At 71.2% G+C, this 16,611-nt stretch carries 20 protein-coding genes; 13 read left to right on the top strand and 7 right to left on the bottom strand.

From position 1 onward, the window contains the following. Window positions 1-55: 55 nt before the first annotated feature. Window positions 56-1,249, top strand: coding sequence for a 23S rRNA (adenine(2503)-C(2))-methyltransferase RlmN (gene rlmN, locus M3147_RS14385; protein ID WP_251204221.1), 1,194 nt, complete (start codon window positions 56-58; stop codon window positions 1,247-1,249). A 223-nt stretch (window positions 1,250-1,472) separates the two neighbouring features. Here the strand turns inward: rlmN and M3147_RS14380 are convergent, their stop codons facing one another. Both M3147_RS14380 and fdxA read right to left on the bottom strand, forming a co-directional pair. Then, window positions 1,473-1,976, bottom strand: a complete 504-nt coding sequence (locus M3147_RS14380) for a flavin reductase family protein (protein ID WP_251204160.1) — start codon at window positions 1,974-1,976, stop codon at window positions 1,473-1,475. Continuing rightward, complete coding sequence (fdxA, locus tag M3147_RS14375) at window positions 1,973-2,296, bottom strand: ferredoxin (protein WP_251204159.1); 324 nt, start codon at window positions 2,294-2,296, stop codon at window positions 1,973-1,975. Before fdxA ends, M3147_RS14380 begins: the two co-directional genes overlap by 4 nt. A gap of 57 nt (window positions 2,297-2,353) precedes the next feature. On the opposite strand from fdxA, the gene soxR reads away from it, so the two are divergent. From soxR to ligD, 4 genes are all read left to right on the top strand, one after another. After that, window positions 2,354-2,884, top strand: coding sequence for a redox-sensitive transcriptional activator SoxR (soxR, locus tag M3147_RS14370; RefSeq protein ID WP_251204158.1), 531 nt, complete (start codon window positions 2,354-2,356; stop codon window positions 2,882-2,884). A 175-nt stretch (window positions 2,885-3,059) separates the two neighbouring features. Further along, window positions 3,060-3,974 (top strand): lytic transglycosylase domain-containing protein, encoded by a 915-nt coding sequence (locus tag M3147_RS14365; RefSeq protein WP_251204157.1) that lies wholly within the window; start codon window positions 3,060-3,062, stop codon window positions 3,972-3,974. A 72-nt stretch (window positions 3,975-4,046) separates the two neighbouring features. After that, window positions 4,047-4,532 carry a nitroreductase/quinone reductase family protein gene (locus M3147_RS14360; RefSeq protein WP_251204156.1) on the top strand — a complete coding sequence of 162 codons (486 nt, stop codon included), beginning with the start codon at window positions 4,047-4,049 and terminating at the stop codon, window positions 4,530-4,532. A gap of 10 nt (window positions 4,533-4,542) precedes the next feature. Continuing rightward, window positions 4,543-5,574, top strand: coding sequence for a non-homologous end-joining DNA ligase (gene ligD / locus M3147_RS14355; RefSeq protein ID WP_251204155.1), 1,032 nt, complete (start codon window positions 4,543-4,545; stop codon window positions 5,572-5,574). Between the two features lie 7 nt (window positions 5,575-5,581). Here ligD and M3147_RS14350 read toward each other — a convergent pair whose 3' ends face one another. Then, window positions 5,582-6,289, bottom strand: a complete 708-nt coding sequence (locus M3147_RS14350; protein WP_251204220.1) for a GTP pyrophosphokinase — start codon at window positions 6,287-6,289, stop codon at window positions 5,582-5,584. Between the two features lie 151 nt (window positions 6,290-6,440). Then, window positions 6,441-6,851: a YchJ family protein gene (locus M3147_RS14345; protein WP_251204154.1), complete on the bottom strand. Its 411-nt coding sequence runs from the start codon at window positions 6,849-6,851 to the stop codon at window positions 6,441-6,443. Between the two features lie 260 nt (window positions 6,852-7,111). Here M3147_RS14345 and M3147_RS14340 point away from each other — a divergent pair, with 260 nt between their 5' ends. Next, window positions 7,112-7,837, top strand: coding sequence for a hypothetical protein (locus tag M3147_RS14340; protein WP_251204153.1), 726 nt, complete (start codon window positions 7,112-7,114; stop codon window positions 7,835-7,837). 12 nt (window positions 7,838-7,849) lie between these two features. Here the strand turns inward: M3147_RS14340 and M3147_RS14335 are convergent, their stop codons facing one another. Both M3147_RS14335 and M3147_RS14330 read right to left on the bottom strand, forming a co-directional pair. Next, window positions 7,850-8,143 (bottom strand): GNAT family N-acetyltransferase, encoded by a 294-nt coding sequence (locus M3147_RS14335; RefSeq protein WP_251204152.1) that lies wholly within the window; start codon window positions 8,141-8,143, stop codon window positions 7,850-7,852. A gap of 18 nt (window positions 8,144-8,161) precedes the next feature. Beyond that, window positions 8,162-8,542 carry an RNA-binding S4 domain-containing protein gene (locus M3147_RS14330; RefSeq protein ID WP_251204151.1) on the bottom strand — a complete coding sequence of 127 codons (381 nt, stop codon included), beginning with the start codon at window positions 8,540-8,542 and terminating at the stop codon, window positions 8,162-8,164. 49 nt (window positions 8,543-8,591) lie between these two features. On the opposite strand from M3147_RS14330, the gene M3147_RS14325 reads away from it, so the two are divergent. From M3147_RS14325 to M3147_RS14305, 5 genes are all read left to right on the top strand, one after another. Further along, window positions 8,592-9,041 (top strand): NUDIX domain-containing protein, encoded by a 450-nt coding sequence (locus tag M3147_RS14325; RefSeq protein ID WP_251204150.1) that lies wholly within the window; start codon window positions 8,592-8,594, stop codon window positions 9,039-9,041. Window positions 9,042-9,108: 67 nt separating this feature from the next. Then, the gene (locus M3147_RS14320) at window positions 9,109-9,705 is read left to right on the top strand and encodes a CDP-alcohol phosphatidyltransferase family protein (RefSeq protein WP_308201075.1); all 597 of its coding nucleotides are present in this window, start codon (window positions 9,109-9,111) and stop codon (window positions 9,703-9,705) included. 116 nt (window positions 9,706-9,821) lie between these two features. After that, window positions 9,822-10,235 carry an FHA domain-containing protein gene (locus M3147_RS14315; RefSeq protein ID WP_251204218.1) on the top strand — a complete coding sequence of 138 codons (414 nt, stop codon included), beginning with the start codon at window positions 9,822-9,824 and terminating at the stop codon, window positions 10,233-10,235. Then, complete coding sequence (ftsR, locus tag M3147_RS14310; RefSeq protein ID WP_251204149.1) at window positions 10,232-10,924, top strand: transcriptional regulator FtsR; 693 nt, start codon at window positions 10,232-10,234, stop codon at window positions 10,922-10,924. Before M3147_RS14315 ends, ftsR begins: the two co-directional genes overlap by 4 nt. A gap of 109 nt (window positions 10,925-11,033) precedes the next feature. After that, on the top strand, window positions 11,034-11,588 hold the full coding sequence (locus tag M3147_RS14305) for a MerR family transcriptional regulator (protein WP_189086683.1): 555 nt from the start codon (window positions 11,034-11,036) through the stop codon (window positions 11,586-11,588). A 73-nt stretch (window positions 11,589-11,661) separates the two neighbouring features. Here M3147_RS14305 and M3147_RS14300 read toward each other — a convergent pair whose 3' ends face one another. Beyond that, window positions 11,662-12,534, bottom strand: a complete 873-nt coding sequence (locus M3147_RS14300) for a ParA family protein (RefSeq protein WP_251204148.1) — start codon at window positions 12,532-12,534, stop codon at window positions 11,662-11,664. Window positions 12,535-12,617: 83 nt separating this feature from the next. On the opposite strand from M3147_RS14300, the gene M3147_RS14295 reads away from it, so the two are divergent. Together M3147_RS14295 and def are read left to right on the top strand one after the other, a co-directional pair. After that, window positions 12,618-16,022, top strand: coding sequence for a pyruvate carboxylase (locus tag M3147_RS14295; protein ID WP_251204147.1), 3,405 nt, complete (start codon window positions 12,618-12,620; stop codon window positions 16,020-16,022). A 76-nt stretch (window positions 16,023-16,098) separates the two neighbouring features. Continuing rightward, window positions 16,099-16,590, top strand: coding sequence for a peptide deformylase (gene def, locus M3147_RS14290; RefSeq protein ID WP_251204146.1), 492 nt, complete (start codon window positions 16,099-16,101; stop codon window positions 16,588-16,590). Window positions 16,591-16,611: the final 21 nt, after the last annotated feature.

Raw genomic sequence — 16,611 nt, 5'->3', positions numbered from 1 at the left:
ATGCGCGGCGGAGGCCGCGTACCCTTGGAGCGTGACGAACTCGAGCGATTCCACCATGACCCCCGTGCGCCGAACCCAGGTCCGCCCGGCGACCGAGGGCTGGGAGCAGAAGAAGGGCCCCGACGGGCGCCCGATGCTCCAGTTCGCCTCGCCGAAGCGCGGCAAGCCGCCGGTGCACCTCGCGGACATCGCCCCCGCCGACCGGAAGGCGCATGTCGCCGAACTCGGCTTCCCCGGGTACCGCGCGGCCCAGCTCGCGACCCACTACTTCGTGCACCACACGAACGACCCGGCCGAGATGAGCGATCTGCCCGCGGCGACGCGCGACGAGCTCGTCGCAACGGTGCTGCCGCCGCTCCTCACCGAGGTGCGCCGATTCACGACCGACAACGGCGACACGATCAAGTTCCTCTGGAAACTGCACGACGGCGCGCTCGTCGAATCGGTGCTCATGCGTTACCCGGGTCGCATCACGCTGTGCGTCTCGAGCCAGGCGGGCTGCGGCATGAACTGCCCGTTCTGCGCCACCGGCCAGGCCGGGCTCACCCGGAACATGTCGGCGGCCGAGATCGTCGAGCAGGTCGTGCTGGCGAACGCCGCGCTCGCCCGTGGCGAGCTCGGCGGTCGCAAGCACGGCGACCACACGCCCGATCGGGTCTCGAACATCGTCTTCATGGGCATGGGGGAGCCGCTGGCGAACTACGCCCGGCTGATGCAGGCCGTCCGCACCATGCTCGCCCCTGCGCCCGACGGCCTCGGCATGTCCGCGCGCGGCATCACCGTGTCGACCGTCGGTCTCGTGCCGGCCATCCGCAAGCTCGCCGCCGAGGACCTGCCGGTGACGTTCGCGCTCAGCCTGCACGCCCCGGACGATCAGCTCCGCGACGAGCTCATCCCCGTGAACTCGCGCTGGAAGGTCGACGAGGCGCTCGACGCCGCGCGCGAGTACTTCGAGAAGACCGGTCGTCGGGTCTCCATCGAGTACGCACTGATCAAGGACATGAACGACCACGGCTGGCGCGCCGACCTGCTCGCCGAGAAGCTCAACGAGCGGGGCCGGGGCTGGGTGCACGTGAACCCCATTCCGTTGAACCCGACGCCCGGTTCGATCTGGACGGCCTCGGAGCCCGCGGTGCAGCAGGAGTTCGTCCGCCGGCTCGAAGCGGCGGGCATTCCGACCACGATCCGCGACACGCGCGGCAAGGAGATCGACGGCGCGTGCGGGCAGCTCGCGGCCGCCGACGACTGACGCGCCAGGGGCGGACGCGCGCCTCCTCGGTGCACACCTCCCGGTACACACCGGGCCACCGGGTCGGGCGCGCCGTCGGCTCAGCGCAGGAGGAACTGCACGAGCGCGCCGATCGCCGTCAGCGCGATGAGGGCGAGCAACCCCCAGCGCCGTGCGACGACGGCGAGCCGGGCGGTCGACATGCGGCGTCGCCGGCGCGGTCGCGGGGTCCTGGGCGTCTCGCTCACGGCAGCGGGGTCGCCCCGACGAGGCTGAAGAACGTGCGGTCGCGGTAGACGAGCGGCGTAGCGGCGGGACCGAGGCGCACCTCGACCACCTCGGCGAGCACGAGGGTGGAGCTTCCGACCGGGGTGCGCTCGGCGATGCGGCACCGGAGTGCGGCGGGGGCATCCGGCAGCCAGGGCTCGCCGCCCTCGAAGCGCGACCAGCCCTGTTCCGTCGTGAAGCGAGGAGCGCCGGAGCGGGCGAAGACCTCGGCGAGCGCCGCCTGGTGCTCGCCGAGGAGGTGCACGACGACGTGCTCGGTGCCGAGGAGCGCGCCCGCAGATCCGGTCGCGCGCGTGACCGAGAACGAGAGCACGGTCGGGTCGATCGCGACGGAGGCCACGGATGACGCGGTGAGGCCGACCGGTCCGGTCGCGCTCGCGGCGGTGATCAGGGCGACGCCCGCGGGATGGTGCCGGAACGCGAGCTTGTAGGCATCGACGAGTCCGGGTGTTCCGCTCATGCGTGCGCCTGGGGAGGGAGGGCTGCGACCACAGGGTGATCGTAGGCGATCATGCCGACCTTGGCGGCGCCGCCGGGCGAGCCGATCTCGTCGAAGAACTCGACGTTGGCCTTGTAGTAGTCGGCCCATTCGTCGGGGAGGTCGTCTTCGTAGTAGATCGCCTCGACCGGGCACACCGGCTCGCAGGCGCCGCAGTCGACGCACTCGTCGGGGTGGATGTAGAGCGATCGTTCGCCCTCGTAGATGCAGTCGACCGGGCATTCGTCGATGCACGCCTTGTCCTTGACATCGACACAGGGCAGGGCGATCACGTACGTCATGTCTCCACCGTAAGACTTCAAGTACGCTTGAAGTCAAAACGGAGCGAGGAAGTGCACATGACCGATCACGGGGCCCCGAGCGCGACGGCGCCCGGTCATCATGAGCCCGACGAGCTCCTCACCATCGGCGAGATGAGCCGGCGCACGGGCGTCGCGGCCTCGGCGCTCCGTTTCTATGAGGAGCTCGGCCTGATCGCCTCCGTGCGCACCACCGGCAACCAGCGACGCTATCCGCGCCACATGCTCCGCCGCGTTTCGCTCATCGCCGTGGCGAAGCGCTTCGGTCTCCCGCTCTCGGATGTGCAGGAGGGGTTCGGCGATGTGCCGCTCGACCGCACGCCGAGCCACGAGGAGTGGCAGCGCGCGTCGCGGCAGTGGAAGCGGCGGCTCGTCGAGCGTCGTCGCGGGCTCGAGCGGCTCGAGCGGGAACTCACCGGATGCATCGGCTGCGGCTGCCTCTCCATGAAGGCCTGCGCGCTGCTGAACCCCGACGACGCCCTCGGCGAGGACGGGGCGGGTCCGCGTCGACTCGACCCGGAGCTCGAGCGCGTCGATGTCGATGAGACCGACCCGTCGATCGGCGCCTGAAGCCCCCAATTCCACCCCCGAACGGGGGGTGTTCACATGACTTTCTCAGGAAACCCGGAGGGGTCGTGGAGTAAAGCTCGACAAACTGACGACTTCGCTCCGGCGACCCCCCTGTACCCGAGACGATGATTCGCGCCGCGGTGGGCAGCACCACCCAAGGGCGCACGTGAAAGATATGCAGAACCAGAATCGCGAGAACACCCCCACCACAACTTCAGCATCGCTGCCGACCCGTGCCGAACGGCGCCGGAGTCGCAGTCACCGCACCCGCTACTTCCTCGCCGCAGGCGCGGTCGTCGCCCTCGGTGCGATGGTCGGGACCGGCTTCGCCGTCCAGTCGGCCGTCGCCGCGCAGAACGACCGTGTCAGCGAGACCTCGGCGCTGGCCGAAGCGGCCAACCTCGACGTCGAGCAGCTCGGTTCGCACGCGGGCATCCTGTCGGCGCGAGCCGTGAAGACCGCCAAGGACACCCTGAGCGTGGCGCACGCGACGATCTCGGCCGCCGACGGCAAGGTCGACGCCGCGGCGCTGAACGCCGCCGCCGCGAGCCTCGGCCAGTACGAACTGCTCGCCCCCGAGCGCGTGTTCGAGCTCGCGGCCGAGACCACCGCGGTCAGTGCGGACGTCACGGGCAAGGTCGCCGAGTTCGACCGGGTCGCCGCAGAGACGGCCGCGGCTGAGGCCGCCGCGAAGGCGGCTGCCGAGGCGGCGGCGGCCGAGGAGGCCGCCTCGGCCGGCTCCGGCTCCGGCTCCAGCGAGTCGTCGCGGCCGTCGGCACCCTCGAACCCGAGCGAGGCGCAGGCCATCGCCCGAAGCATCATGGCCGCCGAGCACGGCTGGGGCGACGACCAGTTCGGCTGCCTCGTCGAGCTCTGGAACCGCGAGTCCGGTTGGCGCACCAACGCCGCGAACCCGAGTGGCGCCTACGGCATCCCGCAGGCGCTTCCCGGCAGCAAGATGTCGGCCTTCGGCGCCGACTGGGAGACGAACCCGGCCACGCAGATCCGCTGGGGCCTCTCGTACATCTCGGGCCGGTACGGCACGCCGTGCGGTGCATGGGACTCGTTCAACGCGCAGGGCTGGTACTGAGCAGCCGCTGAGCGACACGCGGGCCGGGGCGATTCGCCCCGGCCCGTTCGCGTGTCAGGGCAGAATGGGCGCGTGCCGCGCACTGTCGATCTCGTCCGGGCCGCCGTCGCCCCGCTCACCCGTACCTCCGTGTTCCGGGCCGTCGCACCCGTGGTGCTGCCGCGCGTCGAGCGGGTGGTCGCGGTCCTCACCGGCCGCCGCGTTCAGGTGAGCGCCCTGCTCGTGCCCTCGCTCGTCCTCCGGAGCACTGGCGCTCGCAGCGGCGTCGTCCGCGAGACGGAGCTCATGTACACGCCCGACGGCCATGGCCGGGCGATCGTGGCGGGGACGAGCTTCGCGCGCGAGCGGCATCCGGCCTGGACCTACAACCTGCTCGCCCACCCCGACGCGGAGATCCTCGTGCGCGGTCGCGCGATGCGAGTGCGGGCGCTGCCGATCGCCGACGCCGATCGCGATGCGGCCTGGCGGCTCATCGAGCGCCAGTGGCCCGGGTACCGCGGCTATGAGCGGGAATCGGGCCGGGTCGTGCGGCTGTTCCGACTGCAGCCCGTGCGGTAGCGTCGCAGGCATGGCCTCCGACGCCGTCGTCCTCACCGTCCCCGGCCCGCACGGCGATCGCGACGTGCGGATCTCGAGCCCTGGCCGCGTGCTGTGGCCCGAGCCGGGCATCACGAAGCGCGAGCTCGCCGAGTACCTCATCGCGGTCGGCGACGCCTTCGTCACGGCGAACGGCGATCGGCCGGTGTCGCTGCAGCGCTTCCCGGAGGGCGTCGAGGGCGAGCAGTTCTACTCGAAGAACCCGCCGAAGGGCGCGCCCGAGTGGGTGCGCGCGGTGCCGGTCACGTACCCGAGCGGGCGCAGCCACCCCCAGCTCGTGATCGACGAGCCCGCCGCCGCCGTCTGGGCGGCCCAGATGAACACGATCGTGTTCCATCCCTGGGCGTCGCGAGCTGAGGACAGCGACCATCCCGACCAGCTGCGCATCGACCTCGATCCGCAGCCGGGCACCGGGTTCGCCGAGGCGGTGCCGGCGGCGCTCGCGCTCCGCGAGCTGCTCGCCGAGGTGGGCCTCACGGGCTTCGTCAAGACGAGCGGCAACCGCGGCATCCACGTCTTCGCGCCGATCCGGCCCGAGCACGAGTTCCTCGAGGTCCGGCACGCGGTGATCGCGCTCGCGCGCGAGCTGGAGCGGCGGATGCCGGAGCAGCTCACCACCGCGTGGTGGAAGGAGGAGCGCGGCGAGCGGGTGTTCATCGACTTCAATCAGGCGAACCGCGACCGCACGATGGCCGGCGCGTACAGCCCGCGCGCGCTCCCGCACGCCGCCGTCTCCTGCCCGCTGGAGTGGGACGAGCTCGAACACGTCGACCCGGCCGCCCTCACCGTTCGCACGGTGCCGGAGCGCCTGAGCGCCGTCGGCGATCCGTGGGCCGGCATGCACGACGCTCCGGGAGACCTCGCGCCCCTGCTCGAGTGGTGGCAGCGCGATCTCGACGACGGCCTCGGCGAACTGCCCTTCCCGCCGGACTTCCCGAAGATGCCGGGTGAGCCGCCGAGGGTGCAGCCGAGCCGGGCCAGGAAGCCCGAGCCGGGGGAGTAGCGTCCGCTCAGGCGATGGAAGTGCGTCGCAGTCGTGCGTTCGCGCGCGGGTCGCCGTGCACCTCGCGGTGCAGACGCTCCATCCGGGTGTCGAGCTCGGAGGCGGTGCGCGCCGCGTCCGTGAGGCCGTCGAGCAGCTCCTGGGGCACCTGGCGGTCGTACTTGTAGTAGATCTTGTGCTCGAGGCTCGCCCAGAAGTCCATCGCGATCGTGCGGATCTGCACCTCGACGACGACCGGGTGCGCGCCCGTCGAGAGGAAGACGGGCACCTCGACGATGACGTGCAGGCTCTGGTAGCCGTTCGGCTTCGGCTCGGCGATGTAATCCTTCACCTGCAGCACGCGGATGTCGCGCTGCGCGACGAGCAGTTCGTAGATGCGGTACGCGTCGGACACGAAGCTGCAGGTGACCCGGACGCCGGCGATGTCCGTGATCGTCTGGCTGATCGCCTCGAAGCTCGGCTCGACGCCTTTGCGCGCCATCTTCTCGATGACGCTGTCGAGCGACTTCAACCGGCTCGAGATGTGCTCGATGGGGTTGTAGTCGTGCGCTTGACTGAACTCCTCGCGGAGGATCGAGAGCTTCGTGATCACTTCGTCCATGCCGAACTTGTAGCGCTGCATGAACCGTTCGGTCTCGTCGCGGAGCGCGCGCATCTCTTCGAGCGTCTGGCCGTCGATCGTGTCGAGCGCGCGCTGGGCGCGGTCCGTCAGCATCGGCGAATCGGGCGCTGCGGATGCCGAGGGCGCCGTGATCGGAACCGGCAACGGCACCGGGGCGGAGTCGAACGGGCTGCTCTCGGTTGAGGTCACGGGGTCACCCTACGGAGCGAACCTCGGGATCTGCTTTGACCCCGCTGTGGGCGGTTCAGTCGCGGTGCTCCCCGTCGAGGTAGTGCCAGGCGCCCGCGGTGCGAACGAAGCGGCTGCGCTCGTGCAGCTCGCCACGGCCGGTGGCGTCACGGTAGACGGCGCGGAACTCGACGATGCCCGTCTCGTCGCCCACGCCCCCGTCGACGACGTCGATGACGACGAGCCGGCGCCACTCGGTGTCGGCGTCGAGAATGAGTTCCTGCGGCCTGGTGGACGGGTGCCAGCTGCGCAGCAGCGCGTCGGTCTCGCCGAGAGCGAACGCCGTATAGCGCGAGCGCATGAGTGCGACGGCCGTCGACGGGGTCGACCGGCCCTCGATCGTCGGGCCGCAGCACTGCGTGTAGCGTCCGGCCCCGCACGGGCACGGCGCATCGGCTGAGAGCTGGAGAGCGGGCTGATCCGGCATCCTTCCAGTATCGCGGGCGACGTCGTACACACCGTCTCCCCAGCAAGAGCTGAGGAACCCTTCAGGAACACCGTGCAGAGTGACTGACTTGTGCCCGGCCCCGGGATCCCCCGTACACCGACCGGCCGGGCGCGGAACCCATTATGCGAATCAGTGCTCAGAACCCCCACGCCCAGACCAGTCCCCGAACCCCCGCACCCGAAGACGCCCGTCCGACGCGCCGCTCCCTGCGCGTTCGACGGACCGGCCGACGCCGCCTCATGGTGATCGCCGGTGCGATCGTCGCGACCGGCCTCGTCGCCGGCACCGGCCTCGCACTGCAGAGCGCCGCCGAGAGTCAGCAGCGCATCGCCGCGACCGACGCGCTCGGCGCGCAGAACTCGCTCGACTCGAGCCAGCTCGGCGCCTACGCCGGCGTCGCCAAGGCGCGCGCCAAGGGCACCGCCAAGGACACCCTCGCGGTCGCCAATGAGGCACTCGCCGCCGCAGACGGCAAAGTCGACACCGCGGGCCTCGCCGCCGCCGTCGCCTCCCTCGGTGACTACGAGGCGCTCCCCATCGACCGGGTGGTCGATCTCACTGCGCAGACGCGCGCGGAGGCGGAGAAGACCCGCGCCCTCGCCGACGAGCACGACCGGGTCGTCGCCGAGCAGGCCGCCGCACTCGCCCGCGCGAACACGCCGGACGGCGCTCGCGCCACCGCTCGCGACCTCGCCGCCTCGCGGTACGGCTGGGGCGACGGCGAGTTCCAGTGCCTCTCCAACCTCTGGCAGAAGGAGTCGGGCTGGTCGTACACCGCGTACAACGCCTCGAGCGGTGCGACCGGCATCCCGCAGGCCCTGCCGGGCAGCAAGATGGCGAGCGCCGGGAGCGACTGGGAGACGAACGCCGCGACCCAGATCTCCTGGGGGCTCGACTACATCCAGCGCGGCTACGGATCGCCCTGCTCCGCGTGGGGCCACTCGCAGGCGCTGAACTGGTACTGAGCCCCAGCGCCCTCAGCTCGAGCGCGCCTCCAGGAGGTGGCTGCGATCGGGATGCCGGTCGAACCACTCCTCGACGTACCAGCAGCTCGGCACGATCCGCGACTTCGATGTCGCCTCGACATCGTCGACCGCGAACTCGACGAGCTCGCCCGCCAGGCCCGAGCCGCGATACGGCGGATTGGTGAAAGTGCGGACGAAGGCGACCGAGTCGCCGAGGCGGCGGTAGTCGAGGACGCTCGCCAGCTGACCATCGACGCGGAGCGCGTAACGGCTCTGCTCGGGCTCGTGCCGGATCTCGGTTCCCATGGCTCCAGGCTACGCCGCTCAGTGCGGGCGTTCGCCGCGCAGACGTTCGAGCTCGCGCCGGTCGCGCTTCGTCGGTCGCCCGGCTCCGCGGTCGCGGACCGGCAGTTGCGCGGTGAGCTCGCGGGGCGGGCGCGACGGAGTGCGGTCCTCGAGCGCCGCGGCCGCGAGGGGAGCGCTCACCCGCTTCACGAGGATGCCCCGGACGACGACGATGCGGTCGAAGCCGTCGACGCGGACCCGGATCTCGTCGCCCGGGCGCACCGGCTGCGCCGCCTTCGCGCGCTCGCCGTTCAGCCGCACGTGGCCGGCGCGGCACGCCGCGGTCGCAGCCGAGCGGGTCTTGAACTGCCGGACGGCCCAGAGCCAGGCATCGATGCGGGCGGTTTCGGGGGCGGGCACCCGCCCAGCCTACGTCGCCACCCGGCGCCGAGTGCGAGATGCTGGACGGGTGAGCGGAACGAGCGGCGATGCGTGGGTCGAAGGTCCCGACGGGGCGAGGTACTGGGGCAGATTCGGTGCGGCCGGCCTGCTCATCGTGAGCTCCGAGCGGGAGGTCCTGCTGCAGCACCGGGTCGAGTGGAGCCACTTCGGCGGCACCTGGGGGATTCCGGGCGGGGCGCGGCATGAGCACGAGTCGGCGGTCGATGCGGCGGTGCGGGAGGCGGGCGAGGAGGCGGGCGTCCCCGCCGAACTCGTCGAAGTGCGCTTCACCTCGGTGCTCGATCTCGGCTACTGGTCGTACACGACCGTGGTCGCGGCCGCTCGCCGGCGCTTCGAGCCGGTCATCGCCGATCCCGAGAGCCTGGAGCTGCGCTGGACCCCGCTCGCCGACGTGACCACGCTCCCGTTGCACCCGCGATTCGCCGAGGCCTGGCCGGTCCTGGCCGCGCAGCTCTGAACGGCCGCGTCGCGCCGCGCTGGCCCACCGACGAGCGACGTCGGCGGCCGTCGCTAGGATCGGACGCGTGACGGGGGAGCACGAGGGTCAGCTGAGCACGCGGGTCTGGACGATCCCGAACGTGCTGAGCATGCTGCGCCTCGCACTCGTTCCGGTCTTCCTCGTGCTGCTCGTCCTCGGCGAGTACGTCGGGGCGCTCATCGTGCTCGTCGTGGCGAGCCTCAGCGATCTGGCCGACGGCTACCTCGCACGACGCCTGAATCAGGTGACCCGCCTCGGGCAACTGCTCGATCCGGCCGCCGATCGCCTCTACATCTTCGCGGCCCTGCTCGGGCTCGCCGCCGGCGGTCTGGTGCCCTGGTGGATCGTGGTCGTCATCGTCGCCCGCGATGTGTTCCTGCTCGTCCTGGGGGTGGTGCTCGCGAGCCACGGATACGGCCCGCTGCCCGTGCACCAACTCGGCAAGGTGGCGACCTTCGCGCTGTTCTTCGGCCTGCCGGTGATCATGCTCGGCTTGGCGTTCCCCGGCGTCCAGCCGGTCAGTGAACCCGTCGGCTGGGCCATCACCCTCTGGGGCGCCTTCCTCTATTGGTGGGCGGGTGTGATCTACGCCATCGAAACCGCTCGCGCGGTCCGCGCAGCGCGGGTGGCGCCGCCGCCCTGATCCGATACGCTGGATGCGGGAGGTACGCCGTGGCGGACAACGACAACTCGCAGGGCTCGGAGCCGACGACCAACACTTCGTCGAACGAGCTCGGCGGCAACGCGAACGACACGACCATCGGGTTCAGTCGGGAGGCAGCGGCGCAACTCGCCGCGGTCGACACCGACGTCACGCCCGAAGAGCAAGAGGCGATCAACGCGCTTCCCTCGGGTTCGGCCCTGCTCATCGTGCGTCGCGGCCCGAACAGCGGAGCGCGGTTCCTCCTCGACACCGAGGTGACGACGGTGGGCCGTCATCCAGACGCCGACATCTTCCTCGACGACGTGACCGTCTCGCGCAAGCACGCCGAGTTCGTCCGGCACCGCACCGCGTTCGAGGTGAAAGACCTGAGCTCCCTGAACGGCACCTACTACGACGGCGTACGCATCGAGACCGCGCTGCTCGCCGACGGGGCCGAGGTGCAGATCGGCAAGTTCCGCCTCACGTTCTACGCGTCGCGCCGCGATCTGGCGCCGGCGGGCGGCGAGTGAACTCCACCGCGGCATCCGCGGGTGCGAGCGGTCGTGCGCCGCTCCTCGGCATCGGGCAGGTCCTCGCCCGTCTCCAACCGGAGTTTCCCGAGCTGACTCCGTCGAAGCTCCGCTTCCTCGAAGAGCGAGGGCTGGTCACGCCGGCGCGGACCGCGGCCGGGTATCGCAAGTTCGCCGAGGCCGACGTCGAGCGCATCACCGTCGTGCTGTCGCTGCAGCGCGACCAGTACCTCCCGCTCAAGGTCATCCGGGAGCATCTCGACGCGATCGACCGCGGTGAGACGCCCGCTCTGCCGGGCGCGACGAGTGCGGCGGTGCATCTCGGGGGCGCCCGACGGCTGAGCCGCCGCGAGCTCGTGGAGGCGGCCGGGGCGACCCGCCAGCTCCTCGACGACGCCGTCGCCGCCGCACTGATCGTCCCGGCAGAGGTGTACGGCGACGACGCGCTGACGCTGCTGCGCTCGCTCGTCGCGCTCCGATCCGTCGGCATCGAACCCCGTCATCTGCGCGGCATCCGCGTGGCCGCCGAGCGCGAGGCGGCGCTCATCGAGCGGGCCATCGCGCCCGAGCGGCGAGCCGATCCCGCGGGCAAAGCACGCTCGGGTGAGCGGGCGCGCGAACTCGCCGGCGAGCTCGAAACCGTGCACGACCTGGCGTTGCGCGCGGCCGTGGCGCGGCTCTCGCAGTGAGTCGCCGCGACACGCCGTGACGTTCGGCCCGATGTGTTTGGCGGGGGACCCCGGGGTCGGTAGCGTGGGAGTCGTCCGGCCGTGGAACGGCCAGAGTGAGGGGTGACGGATGAGCGAGCTCGATCGGAGCGAACGCGCACGGTACGACCTCGGCCTGCTGTTCACCGACGGACTCCCCGAGCACGACGAGGGCACCGGCTATCGCGGGGCGATCGCCGCCCGGGCGGCCGGCATCAGCTACCGCCAGCTCGACTACTGGGCGCGCACGCAGCTCGTCGAGCCGACCGTCCGCGGTGCGGCCGGGTCCGGCTCGCAGCGGCTCTACGGCTTCCGTGACATCCTCGTCCTGAAGCTCGTGAAGCGCCTGCTCGACACCGGCATCTCGCTGCAGCAGATCCGCACGGCGGTCACGCAGCTGCGTGAGTCCGGCGTGCACGACCTCGCCCAGACCACCCTCATGAGCGACGGTGCGAGCGTCTACCTCTGCACCTCTGACGACGAGGTCATCGACCTCGTGAACCGCGGTCAGGGCGTGTTCGGCATCGCCGTCGGCAAGGTGCTTCGCGAAGTGGAGTCGACCCTCGTCGAGCTCGACACGCAGCCGTCCGACCCCATGGACGAACTCGCCGCCCGTCGCGGCGCCAAGACGCGCAAGATCTCCTGACGCGGGAGGCGTCGCCCTCGCGGCACGTCACCGCTGAAGGTGCCCGGAGCGACGGCGGTAGCGCCCCCGCGGCTCAGACGGAGGGCGCCTCGAGCTCGGCCCGCGGCACTGCTCCCGTCGTGATCGGCGTCGCCGCCGTCTCAGGTGCGCCGACGTCGCCGATGCGTGCGGCGCGCAGCACCCGGTCGAGCAGTTGATCGAAGTTCGCCGACATCTCTTCGGCGCTCTCGCCGGGCCACATGTGCAGCGGCTTCGCGGCGCCCTGCGCCTGCTGGAGCGAGGTGCGCTCGGGCAGCTGGGGGCTCAGCACCAGCGGGCCGAACATGTCGCGCAGCTCCTTGATGCGGAACTGGTGCTCGAGCGACTGCACGCGCGCACGGTTCACGATGATGCCGAGCGGCTGGAGGCGGGGGGAGAGGCCTCGGCGGATCTCCTCGATCGCACGCAGCGCCCGGTCGGCGGCCGCGACGGAGAAGAGGCCCGGCTCGGTGACGACGGCCACACGGTCGCTCGCGGCCCAGGCCGTGCGGGTGAGCGCGTTCAGGGAAGGTGCGCAGTCGATGAGGACGAGCTCGTAGTCGGCCTCGACGTTCGCGAGCGCCTCTTCGAGCTTCCAGATGTCGCGGATCGAAGGGTGCGGGCCGTCGAAGTTGATCGCCGACGGGCTGCCGATCATGACGTCGATCGTCGACTGCGGGTTCTGCCTGGCCCAGCCGCTCGGCGCGATCGCCGAGCGGACGATCTTCTCCTTTGGGGAGGCGAGGACGTCGGCGACGTTCAGGTGACCTGCGACCTGGATGTCCATGCCCGTGGACACGTCTGACTGCGGGTCGAGGTCGACGACGAGGGTCCTGATGCCACGGGCGAACGCCGCGGAGGCGAGACCGAGCGTCACCGTCGTCTTGCCGACGCCGCCTTTGAGGGAGCTGACCGAAAGAACGTGCACGAACAGATACGTTACCGTTAGGACTCGATGGATTGCTCAGCGTTCGCTGTGCGCGTCCGCAGCCCGCTGACCGAGAGGCCTGCATGTTCACGAAGATCCTGGTTGCGAATCGTGGCGAGATCGCCATCCGTGCGTTCCGCGCGGCGAACGAAGTGGGCGCGAAGACCGTCGCGGTCTACCCCTACGAAGATCGCAATTCGCTGCATCGTCTGAAGGCCGACGAGGCGTACCAGATCGGTGAGCCGGGGCATCCCGTCCGCGCCTACCTCGACATCTCGGAGATCATCCGCGTGGCGAAGGAGTCGGGCGCCGACGCCATCTACCCGGGCTACGGCTTCCTCTCCGAGAACCCCGAGCTCGCGCAGGCTGCGGCCGAGGCCGGCATCGCGTTCATCGGGCCGCCCAAGCAGGTGCTCGAGATGGCGGGCAACAAGGTCACCGCGAAGGAGCATGCGATCGCCGCGGGTGTGCCCGTGCTGAAGTCGACGCCGCCGTCGCGCGATCTCGACTGGCTCGTCGGCGAGGCCGAGGGCATCGGCTTCCCCATCTTCGCCAAGGCCGTCGCCGGTGGCGGCGGACGCGGGATGCGTCGCGTGAACACGCCCGAGGAGCTCCGTCCGGCGCTCGAGGAGGCCATGCGCGAGGCCGACAGCGCCTTCGGCGACCCGACGATGTTCCTGGAGCAGGCCGTGCTCCGGCCCCGTCACATCGAGGTCCAGGTGCTCGCCGACGCGAGCGGCGAGACGGTGCACCTGTTCGAACGGGACTGCTCCGTGCAGCGCCGCCATCAGAAGGTCATCGAGATCGCTCCGGCGCCGAACCTCTCCGACGAGGTCCGGCAGTCCCTCTACCGCGACGCGATCGCGTTCGCGCGCTCGATCGGCTACGTGAACGCGGGCACCGTCGAGTTCCTCCTCGACACGGCGGGCGAGCGGGCCGGCGAGCACGTCTTCATCGAGATGAACCCGCGCATCCAGGTCGAGCACACTGTGACCGAAGAGGTCACCGACGTCGACCTCGTCGTCGCGCAGATGCGCATCGCCGCGGGGGAGACCCTCGGCGACCTCGGGCTCCGTCAGGACGACATCCGCCTCCGTGGTGCCGCGCTCCAGTGCCGCATCACGACCGAGGACCCGACCTCGGGATTCCGCCCCGACACGGGAAAGATCACGACCTACCGTTCACCCGGCGGCGCCGGCATCCGCCTCGACGGCGGCACCGTGAACCCGGGTGCGCAGATCAGCCCGCACTTCGACTCGATGCTCGCGAAGCTCACCTGCCGCGGTCGTGACTACACCGCCGCCGTCGCCCGGGCGAAGCGCGCCCTCGCCGAGTTCCGCATCCGCGGCGTCTCCACGAACATCCCCTTCCTCCAGGCCGTCCTCGACGACCCGGCGTTCGTCGCCGGCGACCTCAGCACCTCCTTCATCGACGAGCGCCCGCAGCTGCTGCGCGGCCGCGTCTCGAAGGACCGCGGCACGAAGATCCTGAACTGGCTCGCCGACGTCACCGTGAACCAGCCGAACGGCGCCGCGCCGATCTCCGTGCGCCCCGTCGACAAGCTGCCGAAGCTCGATCTCTCCCAGCCGGCGCCCGACGGGTCCCGACAGCGCCTGCTCGAGCTCGGCCCGGCCGGCTTCGCCGCGGCCCTCCGTGCGCAGACCCCGCTCGCGGTCACCGAGACGACCTTCCGCGATGCGCACCAGTCGCTGCTCGCGACGCGCGTGCGCACGAAGGACCTGCTCGCGGTGGCGCCCTACGTCGCCCGCCTCACGCCGCAGCTGCTGTCGGTCGAGGCCTGGGGCGGCGCGACCTACGACGTCGCGCTGCGCTTCCTCGGCGAGGACCCGTGGGAGCGGCTCGCCGCCCTTCGCGAGGCGCTGCCGAACGTCGCGATCCAGATGCTGCTGCGCGGCCGCAACACGGTGGGGTACACGCCGTACCCGACCGAGGTGACCGACGCCTTCGTCCGCGAGGCCGCCGCCACCGGCGTCGACGTCTTCCGCATCTTCGACGCGCTGAACGACGTCGCGCAGATGCGCCCCGCGATCGACGCCGTGCTCGAGACCGGGCACTCGGTCGCCGAGGTGGCCCTCTGCTACACGGGCGACCTGCTCGACCCGGCCGAGGACCTCTACACGCTCGACTACTACCTGCGCCTGGCCGACGAGATCGTCGGTGCCGGCGCGCACGTGCTCGCGATCAAGGACATGGCGGGGCTGCTCCGTCCGGCCGCGGCCGCGAAGCTGGTGCGGGCGCTCCGGGAGCGCTTCGACGTGCCGGTGCACCTGCACACCCACGACACCGCGGGCGGCCAGCTCGCGACGCTGCTCGCCGCGTCCGAGGCCGGTGTCGACGCGGTCGACGTCGCGAGCGCGCCGATGGCGGGCACCACGAGCCAGCCCTCGGCCTCCTCGCTCGTCGCGGCGCTCGCGCACACCGAGCGCGACACGGGCATCTCCCTCGACGCCGTCTCCGACCTCGAGCCCTACTGGGAGGCGGTGCGCCGGCTGTACCGCCCCTTCGAGTCGGGCCTGCCCGGCCCCACCGGGCGCGTGTACCACCACGAGATCCCCGGCGGCCAGCTCTCGAACCTCCGTCAGCAGGCCATCGCGCTGGGACTCGCGGACGACTTCGAGCTCATCGAGGACATGTACGCCGCGGCGAACGACATCCTCGGCCGTGTGCCGAAGGTGACGCCCTCGTCGAAGGTCGTCGGCGACCTGGCGCTGCACCTCGCCGCGGTGAAGGCCGACCCGGCCGACTTCGCCGCGAATCCCGAGAAGTACGACATCCCCGACTCCGTCGTCGGCTTCATGGCCGGCGAGCTAGGCGACCTGCCGGGCGGCTGGCCCGAGCCCTTCCGCTCGAAGGTGCTCGCCGGCCGAGACGTCCGCATCGGCGTCGCCGAGCTCGACGAGGCGCAGCGCGCCGCGCTCGAGGGCGACTCGGCCGGGCGACGGGCCATGCTGAACACGCTCCTGTTCCCGGCGCCCACCCGGCAGTTCGAGCAGATCCGCGAGCTCTTCGGCGACCTCTCCGTCGTCGACACGGCCGACTACCTCTACGGGCTGCGTTCGGGCGCCGAGCATGTCATCGAGATCGACAAGGGCGTGCGCCTCTACGCCGGCCTCGAGGCGATCGGCGAAGCCGACGACAAGGGCATGCGCACCGTCATGACCATCCTGAACGGCCAGCTTCGTCCCGTCTTCGTGCGCGACCGCTCCATCACGGTGGACACCCGCGCCGCCGAGAAAGCGGATGCCTCGCAGCCCGGCCACGTCGCCGCGCCCTTCTCCGGCGTGGTGACGCTGCAGGTCGAACCGGGCGCCGAGATCCAGGTCGGCCAGGCGGTCGCCTCGATCGAGGCGATGAAGATGGAGGCGGCGATCACGTCGCCGGTGGCCGGCGTGGTCGAACGGGTCGCGATCCCGAAGACGCAGCAGGTCGAGGCGGGCGACCTCCTCGTCGTCGTCCGACCCGTCTGAGCCGCGATACGCTGTCGCCGCCCACCTGAACCGCTCGCACCGCCCGCCGACCGCGGGCGCCGGAATTGGAGCCCTCGTGCCTGAACGTCCCATCCGCGTCTTCGGCGACCCCGTGCTGAAGGCCACGTCCGCCCCGATCGAGACGATCGACGACGGGGTCCGTGGCCTCGTCGCCGACCTGCTCGACTCGGTGAAGCTGCCGGGGCGCGCGGGGGTCGCCGCCCCGCAGATCGGTGTCAACCTGCGGGCGTTCAGCTACAACGTCGACGGTCGCATCGGCTACGTGCTGAACCCCGTGCTCGTCGAGGTGCGCGGGGAGAAGGAGCCGACGGGCGAGGGCTGTCTCTCGGTGCCCGGGCTCTGGCACGACACACCGAGGCACCCGTACGCCCGGGTGCGGGGCATCGACCTCGACGGCCAGGAGATCGTGGTCGAGGGCACCGGGGTGCTCGCGCAGGCGCTGCAGCACGAGACCGATCACCTCGACGGCATCCTGTACCTCGACCGGCTCGAGCCGGCCGAGCGCCGCACCGCGATGCGCGAGGTGCGCGAGTCCGACTGGTTCTGACCGGTCCACGGACCGAACGAC

This window comes from Agromyces mediolanus (assembly GCF_023715325.1).
GTDB classification, from domain to species: domain Bacteria; phylum Actinomycetota; class Actinomycetes; order Actinomycetales; family Microbacteriaceae; genus Agromyces; species Agromyces mediolanus_A.
The sequence above is the reverse complement of the archived record's forward strand: the minus strand, read 5'-3'. Positions and strand labels throughout refer to the sequence as shown.